The following is a 14,513-nucleotide window of genomic DNA, read 5'->3' on the forward strand; positions in this document are numbered from 1 at the left end:
GCCACTTTACGCCCGCTTTGCGTGTTTTTGAACGCCTCTTGATGGCCCGCCGGAGGAGAGCACGGCCTCGGCTCAGCGCTCCCCTCCGTTCTCCCGGCCGCCCTCCCGCTCCCCGGCCGGTGGCTTCAGCACGCTGAGCGCGACGGAGGCGCCGAGCACCACCACGATCACGGCGAGGCTGAGGGGAGAGGGGATCTCCGGGACGGCGGTGCTGAAGAGCTCGTGACTCGCCTGGAGGATCAGCTTGAGGCCGATGAACGAGAGGATCAGCGCCAGGCCCTTGCTCAGGTAGTGGAACCGGTCGAGCAGGCCCGCCAGCATGAAGTAGAGGGCCCGCAGGCCGAGAATGGCGAAGGCGTTGCTGGTGTAGACGATGAACGCGTCGCTGCTGACGGCCAGTACGGCGGGCACGCTGTCGACGGCGAAGACCAGGTCGGCCGCCTCGATCGCGGCCACCACCGCGAGCAGCGGGGTGGCGAGGCGCTTGCCGGCCTCCTTCACGAAGAACTTCGTTCCCGCGTAGTCGTCGGTCACCGGCACGATCCTGCGCAGCAGCCGCACGGCGAGGCTCCTGCCGGGGTCGAAGCTCTCCTCCTCCCCCTTGAGGATCTTGTACGTGCTGTAGAAGAGGATCGCGGCGAAGGCGAAGAGCACGGCGGTGAAGCGGCTGACGACGGCCACACCGGCGGCCAGGAAGATCCCGCGGAACACCAGGGCCCCGAGAACGCCGAGGAAGAGCACCCGGTGCTGATACGCCCGCGGGACCTTGAAGTAGGCGAAGATCAGCGCGAAGACGAAGAGGTTGTCCACCGACAGGCTCTTCTCCAGCAGCCACGCCGTCGAGTACTCGACCCCCGCCTGCGTGCCGACCACGACGAAGACGACCCCGCCGAAGAGCAGCGCCAGCCCCACCCACACACAACTCCAGGCCGCGGCCTCCCGGAAGCCGATGACATGGGCCTCCCGGTGGGCCAGCAGATCCACCGCCAGCGAGACCAGGACGGTGGCGGCGAAGACGAGCCAGAGCCAGTACGGCACGTCGTGCACGGGGCGGACCTCACAGACGACCGGCGGAACCGGGCTCCCCCTCTCCTACGAGTCTGGACGAACGGGCACCCGTCCGCCCGGCGGWCCGCCGGCGCAGCACCGTGCCCCGGACCCGCGCCCCACCCGCGCCGCGTCCGCCCCTGTCCTCGCGCCCTCGTCCGCGCAGCACCGCGCCGTCGTCCGCGCCCCGTCCGCCCCTGCCCGCTGTCGGAGCAATCCGCGGTGCCCGCCCCGCCGGCGGCCCATCGTGTACCGGGGGCCGCCTCCCGATCGGCGGCGGCCCCGTTCCTCGACCCGGGAAGGCCCTCACCGTGCACCTCCTGCTGCCGGTCCTCTTCGCACTGCTCGCGGCGCTCAGCAACGCCCTCGCCACCGTGCTCCAGCGCAAGGCGGCGCTGAGCGTGCCGCGATCGGACGGGCTGCGGGCCGGTCTGCTGCTCGACCTCCTCCACAGACCCGTGTGGCTGGCAGGCATCGTGGCGGTCGTCGCGGCGGGTGTCTGCCAGGCCGTCGCCCTGGCCACCGGGCCGCTGACGATCGTGCAGCCGCTCTTCGTCCTCGAACTGCCGCTCGCCCTCATGATCGCCTCGCTGATGTTCCGCACCGGGCTGCCGGCCCGTGCCTGGGCGGCCGTGGCGGCGGTCGTCGTCGGTCTCGGGGTGGCCCTGGCGGCGGCCGACCCGTCCGGCAACCGGACACAGGTGCCGCTGGACCGCTGGATCGTCGCCCTCGCCGTGTGCGCGGGGGCCATGGCCGCGCTGGTGGCCGCCGCACTGCGGCAGCCCGAGGGACGGACGCGGGCGGCGTGCCTGGCGTCGGCCACCGCCATCGGCTATGCCGTCACCGCCGCGCTGATGAAGTCCTCGATGCACATCCTCGACGACGACGGCATCCTCGCCTTCCTCACCACCTGGCACACCTATGCCTTCGCCGCCTTCGGCGCGAGCGCGCTCTTCCTGCTGGAGCACGCCATGCAGGCCGGCCCGCTGGTCGCCTCCCAGCCGGCGCTCACCCTCGGCGACGCCACCGTCAGCCTGGCCCTCGGCATCACCCTGTACGAGGAGCACGTCCGGACCGGGTGGTGGGTCGTCCCGCAGGCGTGCGGCGTCGCCCTGGTCGCGATCGGCGTCTTCGCCCTCGCCAGGACGGAGCTGGCCCGGACCCTGGTGGACACGGGCGCCCCCGAGGGCGCCACGCCCTGACCGCCCCGGGGCGGTCCCCGGCACCGCGCGCCCCCGTCCCCGGCGCGGGCGTGCAGGCGACGGTGCCTGGGTACGCTTGGGCCCGACTGCCGCCGGAAGAACGGGTGATCGGCCTCATGGACATGGTGTTCACCGGCAGGGTGATCGAATGGCGCGGGCCGTCCCCGTACTGGTTCGTGCCCCTTCCGCCGGAGCGGGCCGACGAGGTCCGCGACGTGGCGGCGGCCGCCACCTACGGCTGGGGAGTCGTTCCCGTCGAGGCGCGCATCGGCGGGACGGTGTTCACGACCTCGCTCTTCCCGAAGGACGGCGGATACCTGCTGCCGGTGAAGAGCGCGGTGCGCCGGCCGCAGGGTCTCGTCGCGGGGGACGCGGTGTCCGTGGAGCTGACCGTCCGGCTGTAGCGGGGGCCGCCCCGGGCGTGACGGCCCCCGTACCCGTCCGTTCAGATGCCCATCGACGCCATCTCGATCGCGGACCGGTGGTTCGCCGCGGCCGTCACCACACAGGCGCGGTAGCTGCGGTTCTCCTTCACCACGAGGAAGTAGTCGCGCACCTGCTTCCAGTACTGGCGCAGATAGCCGGGGCCCGGGAAGAACGCCGGCGGGCGCGGCACCAGCGCGAACGCCTCCGAGCACCGCAGGATCTCACCCGTCACGGTCGAGAGCACCGCCTCGACCTCGGCGTTCATGTTCCAGCCCGCGGCCAGTTCCGGCGTCCAGATCGCGCCCGCGACCTCCCGGAGCCGTTCCTGCTCCTCGGGCGTCGGATCGCTCAGCGGCACCGCGGCCGGCGCGGCGCCGGTGACGGACACCGTCCGTTCCGCCTCACGGGCCTGCACCGCTCCGGCGCCGACCGTGCCCACCAGCAGGCCGGACGCCACCGCCACGGCGACGGCGGACAGCACACGGGATCCACCTCGGATCATCGTCCCTCCCCAATCGACGGCCACCCCGCGGCGGGGCGGCCACCGCATGGTGGAACGCCCCGCGCACCCGGTCAACGACGCTTCGGCGGCCACGGCCGGAAAGCGCCGCGCGGCAGGGACGTGCGGCCGGCCGGCGCCGGGTCAGTGCCAGCCGAACCTGCGGTCGACGACGGAGGCGAACTCCTCCGGCGTCAGCACGGCGTCGCCGTTCTGGTCGGCGGCGTCGAAGAGGGCCGAGGAGGCGTCCGCGTCCGTCACGCCCCAGAAGGGCAGGTCGCCCGAGGCGGCCAGGGAGGGCCCCTTCGTGCGCAGGGCCGTGATGACCTCGGCCCGGGTCAGCGTCCCGTCGCCGTCGAGGTCGAGCGCGTCGAACAGCCTGCGCGCCTTCTCGCTCACGCTCGTCTCCCGGTGTCCGTGGTGGGGTCTGCTCGGAGAGGAGGACGCCGTTCGCCGCCCTCCGGTTGCCTGCCGCGCCGGGGCGGCCCAAAGGGTCAGCGAAGCGCCGGGCCGGGCCCGGCCCCGGCCCGGTCACCGGACGGGGCACGCACCATGAACACGTCCACCGCATCCGCGGATTCGACGGTGAAGCCGTGCCGCTCGTACAGCCGCGCCGCCGCGCTGCCCACCAGCACGTTCAGGCGGACGGGCGCGTTCTCGGCGTCGCAGCGCGTCAGCAGCCGGCGCAGCACGGCGGTCCCGACGCCCCGGCCCTGGAGCTCCGGCGCCAGATAGAAGTGTTCGAGCCGGTACCCGTGCCCGGCGGGCTTCAGCGCCACACAGCCGGCCAGTGCGCCGGAGACGCGGACCGTCCAGGTGTGGGCGGGCTCGAACCCGTCGCGCAGGCGCTGCCGCACGCGCTGCTCGTCGTAGCGGCCGAGCCGTTCGAGATCCGCCCTCATCACCCGTGCGCGGATCCCGGCCAGGGCCTCGACGTCCGCGGCAGCGGCCGCGGTGAGCTCCCAGTCCACCATGATCGCCATCGTAGCGGCGGGCCACGGTCCGGTGACGGGGAGGTTGCGCGGTCTCCGTGCGGGGCACGACCCTTGACACTCACGTGATCACGTGACGGGGGAGGAACACATGTCCGCGGGGGACCAGAGCCGGGTGCCGGCCTATCCGGGCGTCGAGAAATTCGTCGACGCCTTCGACACACTCGTGGTGCAGCCGCGCCGCACCCGCAGCCGCGTGCCGGTGGTGCTGCTCAGCGAGCCGGGAGACGGGCAGGCCGGCCGCCGTATCGTCGCCGGACTGCGGTCCCGGCTGCGCGGCCGGGAGGGCCGACTCGCGCCGCACGCGTATCTCGACGGGACCTCGGCGGACCCGGCCGCGCCGCCGCTCGACCTCTACGAGCAGATCGCCTACCAGCTGGACGCGACCATGCCGCGCGGCACCGGACGGCTGCGGCTGCCGTCCTACCGCCTGCTGCGGGCGGTGGTCACCGCGCCCGCCGTCGAGGGTCTGATGGAGCGGCGCCCGGGGGAACTGCGGGACCACTGCTACGCCGCGCACCGGGAGGTCTCCGGTCCGGCCCGCGGCCTGTGGTGGCTGGGCGGCCGGGACCAGGCCAGCGGCGGCACCCTGCTCGAACTGCTGTGGAACTTCGTGGCGGGCCCTCTCTTCCAGCGGCTGCCGCGCGCCCTGTACGGCAGGCGCGCGGGCCGCCGGATGCTGGGCAGGAGCCGCGCGGGGGGACGGCGCTGGTACGCGGAATGGGTCCGCCAGCAGCAGGGCACACCGCCGTCCGACTTCTTCCGCTCGGCCGTCGACCTGGTCGGCGGCGGCCCCGACGGCGATCCCGAGCAGCTCGACCGGATCCTGGTGCACGCCCTCCTCGCCGACCTCGAATCGGCCGCCCGCAAGCGGCTGTTCGGACCGTGGCGCCGCCGGCGTGTCAGCCGCTTCGTGATCCTGGTGGAGGAGGCCGGACCGGCCGAGTCGCGCCTCCAGCGCTTCCTGCGGGAACTGCGCGCCGCCATGGAGGACCTGCGGTGCACGTCGGTGGTGGTGGTCGCGGCCGGTGTGCGCACGCTCGCCAGCCGGATCCCCGACATCGAGGTGCCCGGCCTCGCCGCCGCGGGGGCCGACCTGGCGAACATCGCCCAGCGCGGCACCCCGCCCGGCCGCCCCTCCGGGATGGTCGTGCCGGTGGCCGAGGAGGCGGCGGACGACCAGGCCGCGACGTACTGGCTGGGGCGCTGGCCCACGCTCGCCCCGCCGGCGACGCGCTGGGGACCGGGCACCGAGGTGGGCATGGCCGCCGTCGCGGGCCTGATCGCCCTGGCCGTGGTGGCCGGGCTGGTCGCCGGCGTCCCGTTCGACCGGACCGGTCCCGACCCGTGCCTCGGCTCCACGTTCCTCGGCACGGACGGGCAGTGCGTCGGGGTGGCGGAAGGTGCGGCGTCCTTCTCCGCCGGCGACAGCGAGCGCGCCGTACGGGACGTGCTGCAGCGCATAGAGCGGCAGAACAAGGAGGTCGAGAGCGAACTCGCCGGCCGCGACCGCGACGACCCGCGGCCCGGCGCCCGTACCGTCGTCTACTTCGGCCCGCTCAGCGGGGGCAAGGATGCCGAGGACCCCGTCCGCGGCGGCACCCTCGCCGAACTGCGCGGACTCGCGCTCGCCCAGGCCTACGCGAACGCGCAGGCGCTGCGCTCGGGCGAACGGGTGCCGCTGCGCGTCCTCGCCGCGAACGCCGGCGACCGCTTCAAGGACGCGCCCGCCGTGGCCCAGCGGATCGTCGAACTGGCGGCCCGGGACCGCTCGATCGTCGGTGTCGTGGGCTTCGGCCAGAGCAGGCGGCGCACCTACGACGCGATCCGCGTCTTCGACCGCGCGGGGCTTCCGATGGTCGGCACCTCGGGGACCGCGGACGAACTGCTGCGCCAGGGCGGCCACTACTACCAGACCGCGCCGACGGACACCCGGGCCGGCAAGGTGATGGCGGCGTTCGCCGCCCACGCCCCCATGGTGGACGGGAAGCCGGCCGTCCGGGTGCGGCTGGTCGCCGACCCGTCGGACGCGTACAGCGCGAGTCTCGCCTCGTCCTTCCGTGCCGCGTACGGCGCGTCGCGGACCGAGTCGCTGCTGTACACGCCGACGGACGCGCCCGAACCCTCGCCCCTGCCGGGGGCCCCGTCCGGGACGCACGTGGCCGCGGTGGAGGATTTGGCCCGCGAGGTCTGCCGGGCCGTCGCCGAGGAGCCGCGCACCGCCGTGGTGTGGGCCGGCCGGGGCAGCCACTTCCAGCTGTTCCTGGAGGAGTTGAGCCGCGACGCCCGCGACTGCCCCCGGCTCGGTGTGCTCGGCGGCGACGACGTCACCAACGCCCTCACCGAGGAGCGGCGCCCGTGGGAGGTCTTCGGGGGCCTGACCCTCCACTACGTCTCGCACGGCCGGGCCCCCGCCCTGGCCGACGTGAGCGGGGAGGCGGCGGCCTTCCTCTCGGCGTACGACCGCACCTACGCCGAGGACCACGGCACCCGCACGGGCGCGATGCGGCAGGACGCCCATGTGGCGCTGGCCTGGGACGCCATGCGCTATCTCGCGGAGGGCGTCGACCAGGCATGGCGGAGCACCGGCGGGCACGACGAGCGGCTCGACCGCGGTCTTCTCCAGGCGGTGCTCTACCAGGGGCTGGGCGGGGGCGGCTTCGACGGCGCCACCGGGCGCATCGAGGCGCACGGCGCGGCGGGCGGCGGCCGGGTGAGCGAGCGCAAGCTGATCGCGGTCGAGCGCGGCGGGGCCCGGGGGGCGCGGACGATGCTGCTGTGCGGGACGGTCGCGCGCGGCGACGTGCGCCGGACCTGGGGTGAGGCCGGGCACCCCTGTCCGTGACCGGGCGGCCGCCGTCTCGGGCCACCGTCACCGACCGCCGCCGGTCCGCTTCGTGGCGCCGGCCGCCCTTTCGGGCAGCCCTCCGCCGGTCCGGCGATTTCCGGACGCCCGCTCGGGGCGAATGTCTCGATAGGGAAGTATGTCCGTTGTGGAGAAATATTAGACTGCAGCAATGCGCACCGCCGACGGCTCCTCCTCCCCGTTCCCCTCCCCGGACCCGACCGGGCTCCAGGAGTTCGCCGTGCTGCTGCGCCGCATGAACGGCGAGTTCAACCGGATCGCCCAGGAGTTCGCCCATGCGCAGGGCCTGCATCTGACCGACGTGCAGGCGCTGATCGCGATCCTGGACGCCGACAGCGAGAGCGACGCCGAAGCGGGCGGGGAGGCCGGGCTGCCCATGACGCCCGGCAGGCTGCGCAAGCGCCTCAACCTCACCTCCGGCGCCATGACCGCCTGCCTGGACCGGCTGGAGCGGACGGGGCACATCCGGCGCGTCCGGTCCGCCGACGACCGCCGCGTGGTCCATCTCCACTACGCCGAAGCGGCCAAGGAGCTGGCTCGCGACTACTTCATGCCGCTGGCCCGTGGCACCGACGCGGCGCGCGGGCGCTTCACCCCCGCCGAACTCCGCGTCGTCGTCCGCTTCCTGGCCGAGATGAACCGCGAACTGGCGCTGCTCCGCCGCTGACCGGCCACTTCCGCACCCCGGAACGAACCGGCTGCCGGGCCCCGGCGGCCGGTTCGGCGTGTCCGCGCTCCTGTGCCGGACCGCACCCCCGGCCGCTGCCCGGGACGGGTGAGTGATCGAACGATCTGTAAGGATCGAAAAATGATCGTGTCGTATCCATTGATTGAAAACTGATCCATTGCTAGAAAGCGGTCACTTGCTCTCCCTGCCACCGGAGGACCTGATGACCCCTTCCTGGACCCGCCGCGGAGTCCTGCACGCCGCGGGCGGCGCCGCGCTCGCCCTGGGTGCCGCCGGCCCGGCCGCCGCCGTCCCCCGCGCGCCGTCCGCCCCCACCCCGGCGGCGACCGCACAGGCCACCGCCGAGGACTACGCCGCGCTGCGCGCCGTCTGGCGCGACCTCGTCCTCGGGGCGGGCTTCAGCCCCACCGCCGAGCCCTTCGCCACCCGTCTGCGCGAGCTGGGCACGGAGGCGGCCGGCCACCTCGCCGCCATGGCACCGGCCGACGGATCGCTCTGGCCCGACCTCGCCTACGCCGACCCGGAGCCCGACAAGGACACCGAGTCCTACGGCTACTCCGCGCGCCTGGTGGACAGTTACGCACGGCTGCGGACCATGGCCGAGGCCTATGTGCGCACCGGGACCGGCCTCACCGGCGACCCCGCGCTCGCCACGGGCATCCTGGCCGGGCTCGACCACCTCCACGACACGGCGTACAACGCCGCCCAGCCGCCCTACGGCAACTGGTGGAGCTGGCAGATCGGCGCGCCCCAGCGGCTGCTCGACCTCTGCGTGCTGATGTACGACGACATCCCGGCCGGCCGGCTCGCCGCGTACTGCGCCGCGGTGGACCACTTCGTCCCCGACTCCGCCGTCGCCTCCTACACCGGTACCAGCACCGGAGCGAACCGTGTCGACCTGTGCCGCGTGCTGGCACTGCGCGGTGTCGTCGGCCAGGACCCCGCGAAGACCGCCCTCGCCAGGGACGCCCTCTCGCCCGTCTTCCCGTACGTCACCGCGGGCGACGGCCTCTACACCGACGGATCCTTCGTCCAGCACACCTACGTGCCCTACACGGGCAGTTACGGAGCCGTGCTGCTCGGCGGCATCGGACTGCTCCTCGCACTGCTCACCGGCTCGCCCTGGGCCGTGACCGACCCCGCCCGGCAGATCGTGCTCGACGCGGTGGAGCACGCCTGGGCCCCGCTGATCCACAACGGCCTGGTCATGGACGGCGTCAGCGGGCGCGGCATGAGCCGCGGCGTCATGCTCTCCGACCCCCGGGGCATCCAGCAGGACGACCACACCCGGGGACACGGCATCCTCGCCTCCGTGGTGCTGCTCGCCGAGGGGGCGAGCGCCGCGGAACGGGCCCGCTGGCGCGGCCTGGTGAAGGGATGGATGCGCCGCGACTACTACAGTCCCGTCCTCGAGGACCGCACCCTGTCCCTGGCCTCGCTCGCCTGGCTCGCCGGGGTGCAGAACGACACCTCCGTCCCCGCCGCCGTGCATCCGCCCGGGCACCGCCTCTTCGCCGCGATGGACCGCGCCGTCCACCGGCGGCCGACCTGGACCGGATCCGTCAGCATGGCCTCCCGGCGGATCACCCACTACGAGACCGGCAACACCGAGAACCTGCGCGGCTGGCACACCGGCAGCGGAATGCTCTACTGGTGGGGCGACAGCTACGCCAACGGGCAGTACTCCGACGCCTTCTGGGCCACCGTCGACCCCTACCGGCTGCCCGGCACCACCGTCTCCGCCAAGCGCCTGGCCGACGCCGCGGGCGGCGACTGGGGCGCCTCGCGACCGGCCGTGGACTGGGTGGGCGGCACCACCGACGGCACCATGGCAGGCGTCGGACAGCACCTGCGGGGACTCGGCAGCACACTCCAGGCCAAGAAGTCGTGGTTCTTCGTCGACGACACCGTCGTCTGCCTCGGCGCGGGCATCACCTGCACCGACGGGACCGCCGTGGAGTCGGTGATCGACAACCGGAATCTGGGGGCGAGCGGAGTCCACCCGCTGACCGTCGACGGCATCGCGGCGCCCGCCGCGGCGCCCTGGTCCGCCCCGCTCACCGGCGCCCGCTGGGCGCACATCGGCGGCTTCGGCGGCTACGTGCTGGGCGGCACCACCGGTGTCAGGGGCCTGCGGGAGCAGCGCACCGGGCGCTGGAGCGACATCAACAAGACCTGCGCGACGACCCCGGTCACCCGGCGCTACCTCACCCTCTACGCCGACCACGGCACCGACCCGGTGAACGCGTCCTACGCGTACCAGATGCTGCCCGGGGCGGACGCGGCGAGGACCGCGCGGCGCGCCGCGGACGGCTCCTGGATGCAGGTGCTCGCGAACACGGGAGACGTCCAGGGCGTGCGGGTGCCGTCGGCGGGGTTCACCGCTGCCAACTTCTTCGCCGCCGGCACGGCCGGCACGCTGACCGCGAGCGCGCCGTGCGCGGTGATGGTCCGGGAACGGGGGGACGGCACCGCGGTGGTGTGCGTGGCGGACCCGGCCCGGCAGGCGACATCCGTGACGGTCACCTGGAACCGGCCCGTCGCCGCCGTGCTCTCCCGCCCGGCGACGGTCACCTCGGCGGCCACCGGCGGCTCCCTGCGGCTGACCTTCGGCAGCCTGACCGGCGCGGCGGGCGCCACCCAGCGGATCACCGTCCGGCTGGGCTGAGACGACGCCGCCCCCCGCCCGCGTGACACGCGGGCGGGGGGCGGATCCGTCAGCAGCCCATGGTCCAGGTGTGGGAGTCCCCGCTGTCGTTGCCCCAGCCGTCGTGCGCGATCTCCTGCCCCGGGGCCAGACACACCGTGCCGAGGCCGATCAGGCCCGGGTTCTCGTACACCCGGACATGGTCCTTGATCCCCGGGCCGGAGATGCCGTGGTTGGCCCAGGACGAGTCCAGGTCCTGGATGCCGGGCTCCCAGTCGTGGTCGTCGCCCGACCAGTTGGTGCGCTGTCCGCCGTAGTCGGCGTCGGTCCAGGCACAGAAGTGGCCGCTCGGGCACTGGGCCGCCTGGGCGGAACCCGTGGTGGCGAGAGCCGCGCCCGCGGCGAGCAGGGCTGCGGTCAGCAGAGCGGTGCGGTGGATCACGAGGGTGTCTCCTGACGTCGTGCGGAGGGGTGTCACCGGCCGGGCGGCCGGTCGAGCAGTGCCTCGGCCTGCCGCAGCGCATGGGCGCGCATCCGCTCCCAGTCGGCGATCTCGGCGCCGTGGGTGCGGCGGACGGAGGCGAGATCGGTGCCGCGGTGTGCGGCCTCCGGCCTCAGGTTGTTGACGACGGCCGACGCGCGGAACCAGGCCCGTTCGTCGCCGTAGAGCCTGCGGTGGGCGGCCGCGAGGCAGCCGTCGGTATGGGCGCGGATCTCGTGTCCGGTGGCCAGGGTGAGGGAGAGCTCGGCGCGCCCCGTCCCGAACAGCGCGTCGCTCACCCGCAGGGCCTCGCGCTCGGACGGCGGCGTGGGGCCGGGCCGGGGCGGGGTGAGCCCCTGCCGGGTCAGGCAGGCGTCGGTGAGCCGCAGTTGAGCGGCCTTGACGAGGTCGTCGGGGTGCGGGGGGCCCTGGGGCGCGGCGCAGGCCGCCACACCGGCCAGCAGCAGGAGAAGGGCCGCCGCGGCGCGCGGCGGACGCGGTCGGGAGCGGGGGCGGGGCATCGACGTGTCAGCCCTGAGCGCAGCCCATCGTGCTGTCGCTCACCCCGTCCAGGCGGGCCGCCCAGGCCGTCCAGTCGTCGTCGTAGTCGTCGGTGCGCAGCTCCCGGTGGAAGCAGCCGCGGTCACCGAAGTGGATCGCGTAGACGCTGCCGGCCGAGCGGTTGTCGAAGGAGCGGGCGTGCCGCCGGACCGGCGGTTCGGCCTCCGTGTACCCGCCCGGGGAGTAGCACCACACCTGCCCCGTCTGCCCGGGCCCGGACCAGAAGCACGCCTGACCGGGCGCGGCGGCGGCCGGGCCCGGGACGGCGGACAGGGCGAGGACGAGGGCGGCGACGCCGGTCGCGGCGGTGGGCAGGCGCATGGGCACATCCCGGGGTGAGGGCGGGGAACACGGTGCTCCGGCGTCATCCCCGGCCCCCGGGGTGATTACTCTTCGTGTCACTCCTGACGGTGAGTAATCGGATTGTCGATCGTGACGATCGCGGCGTCCTGCTCGGCGGGAACTGCCGGAATCGGGGGGCGGCGACCTCCCGGTGCGCGCCGCGGGCGACCGCGTCGTCACGCGCGGGGGCGGCGGATGGTTCGCCGCTCCGGGCCCGGCGCGACTGGGGGTCCGGAGCGGCTGCTCGGCGGATGCCATGGGGATGGCAAGCGCTTTCTACCTTAGCAGGCCGCCACCGCGCGGAACCCGAGCCCGGGGCGGCGTCGAGGATGTGCCGCGCGGGCTGTTGACGGAGCGCGGCTCCACTCCTACCGTCCGTTCAGATAGGCGATCGCTGTTCAATATGTCGAACAAAGGGGATCCCATGATGCGCAGGAGAACCGCTCTTGTCGCCTTACCCGCCGCAGTCCTGCTCGCGCTGATCCCGGGTACGGCGTCCGCATACCCGAATCCGGGTCATGTCACCGGCTCGGTCATCACCCACGATCCGACGATGATCCGGACCGCCTCCGGGCAGTACCTGCTCTACGCCACCGGCGGCGGCATCGCCGGCAAGGCGTCGTCCGACCGCATCGCGTTCACCGCGAGCGCGGACGCCTTCTCCTCCCGGCCGGGCTGGTGGTCGCGCTACTCCTCGGTCCCGGAGGCGTGGGCACCCGACATCTCGTACCACGGCGGCACGTACCTGATGTACTACTCCGTCTCGTCGTTCGGCTCCAACACCTCCGCCATCGGGCTCGCGGGCTCCACCACCGGTCTGCCGGGCAGCTGGAGCGACTACGGCATCGTGTACACCTCGAACTCCTCCAGCGACTTCAACGCCATCGACCCGAACCTCTTCGTCGACGACGACGGGTCGTGGTGGCTGTCCTTCGGCAGCTGGTGGACCGGGATCAAGATGATCCGGATCGACCCCTCCACCGGCAAGCAGTCGGCCTCCGACACCACCCGGCGCTCGCTCGCCTCACGCCCCAGCGGCACCAAGGCCGTCGAGGCCCCGTACATCGTCAAGCGGAACGGGTACTACTACCTCTTCGCCTCGTACGACACGTGCTGTGCCGGCACCGGCTCCACGTACAAGGTCAAGGTCGGCCGCGCCACCCGCGTCACCGGGCCCTATCGCGACAGGAACGGCGTCGCGATGACGAACAACGGCGGGACGCCGGTCCTGGAGTCGCACGGCAGGGTCGTCGGGCCCGGGGGCCAGTCCGTCATGAAGGACGTCGACGGGGACCTGATCGTCTATCACTACTACGACGGCCTGGACAACGGCACGCCCAAGCTCGGCGTCAACCTCCTGAACTGGAGCAGTGGTTGGCCCGTCGCCTACTGATGCCGCCGCCGTCCCGCCGTCCGAGGAGCTGCGCACCGGTGCGTCACTCGAAGCGGGTGGTGTCCCCCGCGCCGCGGCGCACGATCTCGGCCTCCCCGCCGGAGAAGTCGATGACCGTGGTCGGCCGGGTACCGCAGTCGCCCGAGTCGACCACGGCGTCCACCACGTGGTCGAGCCGCTCCTTGATCTCCCAGCCCTGCGTCAGCGGCTCCTCCTCGTCGGGGAGGAGCAGGGTGCTGGAGAGCAGCGGTTCGCCGAGTTCGGCGAGGAGTGCCTGCGTGACGACGTGATCGGGGATGCGCACGCCGACCGTCTTCTTCTTCGGGTGCAGCAGCTGACGGGGCACCTCCTTCGTCGCGGGCAGGATGAAGGTGTAGCTGCCGGGCGTCGCCGCCTTCACGGCGCGGAACACGTCGTTGTCGACGTGCACGAACTGGCCGAGCTGCGCGAAGTCCCGGCACACCAGGGTGAAGTGGTGCTTGTCGTCGAGGTGCCGGATCGTTCTGATCCGGTCCAGTGCCGCGCGGTTGCCGATCTGGCAGCCGAGTGCGAAGCAGGAGTCGGTGGGATACGCGACGAGGGCGCCGGAGCGGATGTCGTCGACCACGTTGCCGATGATGCGCCGTTGCGGGTTCTCGGGGTGCACGTCGAAGTACTTCGCCATCCGGCGAGTCTACGGGCTGTCCTCCGGATCGGGGCGCGCCCGAGGGGGCGTGCGTTCCGGTGCGGGAGGCGCGGAGTCGTGAATCGTTTCATTCGGGTCGAAGTCGGATGCGTCGCGCGGGCAGCCCGTCGGCAGGGTGGAGCGGCCCTGGCGGGCGGGTGGTCGTTCTGTCGCTGTCGCGCTCCCATTGACGCCGCGGCGCCGCCCGGTTAGCGTCCGCTGTGATCGATTGAAACCTTTCATCAAGGGTGCCGGCTCGGCTGGGCGCGGCCCGACGATGACGAGCCGTGGGGCGGTGCCCGAAGTGCAGCGTGTCTGCTTCCTGCTGAAGGTCCGCGAGGACCGCGTCGCCGAGTACCGCGAGCGCCATGCCGAGGTGTGGCCGGAGATGCTGGCGGCCCTCTCGGACTCCGGCTGGCACAACTACTCCCTCTTCCTGCGCGAGGACGGACTGCTCGTCGGCTACCTGGAGACCGAGGACTTCGACGCCGCGCGCGAGGCCATGGCCGCCACCTCCGTCAACGAGCGCTGGCAGGCCGAGATGGGCGGGTTCTTCGAGGCGCTGGACGGCGCGGCGCCCGACGAGGCGATGAAGCCCCTCACCGAGGTCTTCCACCTGGCCTGACCTCCGGCACCCTCCGAGACCGCCGGGCCGCCCCCGCCGGCCGGGCCCGGCCCCCGGGCGCGGCACGGCCGGCACCCGCC

The 14,513-nt window shown here is 73.4% G+C and carries 15 protein-coding genes; 7 read left to right on the forward strand and 8 right to left on the reverse strand.

Translation table 11 applies throughout. From position 1 onward, the window contains the following. Nucleotides 1-72 precede the first annotated feature (72 nt). Nucleotides 73-1,047 carry a TerC family protein gene (locus EAO77_RS18815; RefSeq protein ID WP_147989453.1) on the reverse strand — a complete coding sequence of 325 codons (975 nt, stop codon included), beginning with the start codon at nt 1,045-1,047 and terminating at the stop codon, nt 73-75. A 311-nt stretch (nt 1,048-1,358) separates the two neighbouring features. Between EAO77_RS18815 and EAO77_RS18820 the strand changes: the two genes are divergently transcribed. Together EAO77_RS18820 and EAO77_RS18825 are read left to right on the forward strand one after the other, a co-directional pair. Beyond that, entirely contained in the window at nt 1,359-2,249 is an 891-nt protein-coding gene (locus EAO77_RS18820) for a DMT family transporter (protein WP_147989454.1), read from the forward strand. Between the two features lie 116 nt (nt 2,250-2,365). Continuing rightward, the gene (locus EAO77_RS18825; RefSeq protein ID WP_147989518.1) at nt 2,366-2,653 is read left to right on the forward strand and encodes a DUF1905 domain-containing protein; all 288 of its coding nucleotides are present in this window, start codon (nt 2,366-2,368) and stop codon (nt 2,651-2,653) included. 41 nt (nt 2,654-2,694) lie between these two features. Here the strand turns inward: EAO77_RS18825 and EAO77_RS18830 are convergent, their stop codons facing one another. From EAO77_RS18830 to EAO77_RS18840, 3 genes are all read right to left on the reverse strand, one after another. Then, complete coding sequence (locus EAO77_RS18830; RefSeq protein WP_147989455.1) at nt 2,695-3,177, reverse strand: hypothetical protein; 483 nt, start codon at nt 3,175-3,177, stop codon at nt 2,695-2,697. 141 nt (nt 3,178-3,318) lie between these two features. Then, nucleotides 3,319-3,573 carry an EF-hand domain-containing protein gene (locus EAO77_RS18835; protein ID WP_147989456.1) on the reverse strand — a complete coding sequence of 85 codons (255 nt, stop codon included), beginning with the start codon at nt 3,571-3,573 and terminating at the stop codon, nt 3,319-3,321. Between the two features lie 95 nt (nt 3,574-3,668). Continuing rightward, nucleotides 3,669-4,148: a GNAT family N-acetyltransferase gene (locus tag EAO77_RS18840; protein WP_147989457.1), complete on the reverse strand. Its 480-nt coding sequence runs from the start codon at nt 4,146-4,148 to the stop codon at nt 3,669-3,671. A 109-nt stretch (nt 4,149-4,257) separates the two neighbouring features. Between EAO77_RS18840 and EAO77_RS18845 the strand changes: the two genes are divergently transcribed. The 3 genes from EAO77_RS18845 (at nt 4,258) to EAO77_RS18855 (ending at nt 10,388) form a co-directional block, all read left to right on the forward strand. Next, nucleotides 4,258-7,011 carry an ABC transporter substrate-binding protein gene (locus EAO77_RS18845; RefSeq protein ID WP_261994019.1) on the forward strand — a complete coding sequence of 918 codons (2,754 nt, stop codon included), beginning with the start codon at nt 4,258-4,260 and terminating at the stop codon, nt 7,009-7,011. 172 nt (nt 7,012-7,183) lie between these two features. Beyond that, on the forward strand, nt 7,184-7,699 hold the full coding sequence (locus tag EAO77_RS18850; RefSeq protein WP_147989458.1) for a MarR family winged helix-turn-helix transcriptional regulator: 516 nt from the start codon (nt 7,184-7,186) through the stop codon (nt 7,697-7,699). 223 nt (nt 7,700-7,922) lie between these two features. After that, nucleotides 7,923-10,388 carry a polysaccharide lyase 8 family protein gene (locus EAO77_RS18855; protein ID WP_147989459.1) on the forward strand — a complete coding sequence of 822 codons (2,466 nt, stop codon included), beginning with the start codon at nt 7,923-7,925 and terminating at the stop codon, nt 10,386-10,388. 49 nt (nt 10,389-10,437) lie between these two features. Here EAO77_RS18855 and EAO77_RS18860 read toward each other — a convergent pair whose 3' ends face one another. From EAO77_RS18860 to EAO77_RS18870, 3 genes are read right to left on the reverse strand one after another with little or no spacing between them, the layout of a single operon-like run. Then, the gene (locus tag EAO77_RS18860) at nt 10,438-10,809 is read right to left on the reverse strand and encodes a peptidase inhibitor family I36 protein (RefSeq protein ID WP_147989460.1); all 372 of its coding nucleotides are present in this window, start codon (nt 10,807-10,809) and stop codon (nt 10,438-10,440) included. Nucleotides 10,810-10,841: 32 nt separating this feature from the next. Then, nucleotides 10,842-11,369, reverse strand: coding sequence for a hypothetical protein (locus tag EAO77_RS18865; protein ID WP_147989461.1), 528 nt, complete (start codon nt 11,367-11,369; stop codon nt 10,842-10,844). A 7-nt stretch (nt 11,370-11,376) separates the two neighbouring features. Next, nucleotides 11,377-11,730: a hypothetical protein gene (locus tag EAO77_RS18870; RefSeq protein WP_147989462.1), complete on the reverse strand. Its 354-nt coding sequence runs from the start codon at nt 11,728-11,730 to the stop codon at nt 11,377-11,379. Nucleotides 11,731-12,175: 445 nt separating this feature from the next. Here EAO77_RS18870 and EAO77_RS18875 point away from each other — a divergent pair, with 445 nt between their 5' ends. Beyond that, on the forward strand, nt 12,176-13,144 hold the full coding sequence (locus EAO77_RS18875; protein WP_147989463.1) for an arabinan endo-1,5-alpha-L-arabinosidase: 969 nt from the start codon (nt 12,176-12,178) through the stop codon (nt 13,142-13,144). Nucleotides 13,145-13,187: 43 nt separating this feature from the next. Here EAO77_RS18875 and EAO77_RS18880 read toward each other — a convergent pair whose 3' ends face one another. Continuing rightward, complete coding sequence (locus EAO77_RS18880; protein WP_147989464.1) at nt 13,188-13,808, reverse strand: L-threonylcarbamoyladenylate synthase; 621 nt, start codon at nt 13,806-13,808, stop codon at nt 13,188-13,190. 304 nt (nt 13,809-14,112) lie between these two features. Here EAO77_RS18880 and EAO77_RS18885 point away from each other — a divergent pair, with 304 nt between their 5' ends. Further along, nucleotides 14,113-14,433, forward strand: coding sequence for an L-rhamnose mutarotase (locus EAO77_RS18885; RefSeq protein WP_147989520.1), 321 nt, complete (start codon nt 14,113-14,115; stop codon nt 14,431-14,433). Nucleotides 14,434-14,513 lie beyond the last annotated feature (80 nt).

The organism is Streptomyces sp. T39, from assembly GCF_008042045.1.
Classification (GTDB): domain Bacteria; phylum Actinomycetota; class Actinomycetes; order Streptomycetales; family Streptomycetaceae; genus Streptomyces.